General features: G+C 64.3%; 1 protein-coding gene. It reads right to left on the bottom strand.

Features of this window, described 5'->3' with window-relative positions; translation table 11 throughout:
• On the bottom strand, positions 1-644 hold a 644-nt coding region (locus KBI52_RS01215; RefSeq protein ID WP_305797861.1), incomplete at its 3' end, for a carboxyl transferase domain-containing protein.
• Positions 645-870: the final 226 nt, after the last annotated feature.

Raw genomic sequence — 870 nt, 5'->3', positions numbered from 1 at the left:
TTGGCGCCGCCGAGCTCCTCCGAGGTCACGGTCTCGTTGGTGACGGTCTTCACCACGTCGGGGCCCGTGACGAACATGTAGGAGCGGTCGCGCACCATGAAAATGAAGTCGGTCATGGCGGGCGAATAAACGTCACCGCCCGCGCAGGGCCCCATGATGACCGAGATCTGGGGAATGACCCCCGAGGCGATCACGTTGCGCTTGAACACCTCGCCGTAGCCGCCGAGGGCCGCCACGCCTTCCTGGATGCGGGCGCCGCCCGCGTCGAACAGGCCCACGATGGGCGCGCGCATCTTGAGCCCCATATCCTGAATCTTGATGATCTTCTGGGCATGGGCCTCCGAGAGAGACCCACCGAAGACGGTGAAATCCTTGGCGAAGACGAAGACGGTACGGCCGTTCACGGTTCCCCAGCCGGTCACGACGCCGTCGCCCGGGATCTTCACGTTCTCCATGCCGAAATCCGTGGAGCGATGCTCGACGAACATGTCGAACTCCTCGAAGGAGCCCTTGTCGAGCAACAGCTCGATGCGCTCGCGGGCGGTCAGCTTGCCCCGGCCGTGCTGCGCCTCGATGCGCTTTGCGCCGCCGCCCAGGCGAGCCTGTGCACGCCGCTCCTCAAGCCGTTCAAGCATGTCTTTCATCGCAAATCCCTGGATGCCGGGGGAAAGTTCCTTCCCGCTTAGCACAGCCGTGCGGAGGTCAAAATCCCACTATCGGCGTGGGCCCGGCGCCATTTCACAGGATTGCCCCGGAGATTCGGCGCGCTAGAGCATCGGACCCAAACGTGGACCCACTTTTGTGGTCGGATCCGATGCTCCCTCTCTTGGCCGGCGCATCGTTCACCGTGGACCCGAAGGGCCGCGTCAG

Source organism: Microvirga sp. HBU67558 (assembly GCF_018069605.1).
GTDB classification, from domain to species: domain Bacteria; phylum Pseudomonadota; class Alphaproteobacteria; order Rhizobiales; family Beijerinckiaceae; genus Microvirga; species Microvirga terrae.
The sequence above is the reverse complement of the archived record's forward strand: the minus strand, read 5'-3'. Positions and strand labels throughout refer to the sequence as shown.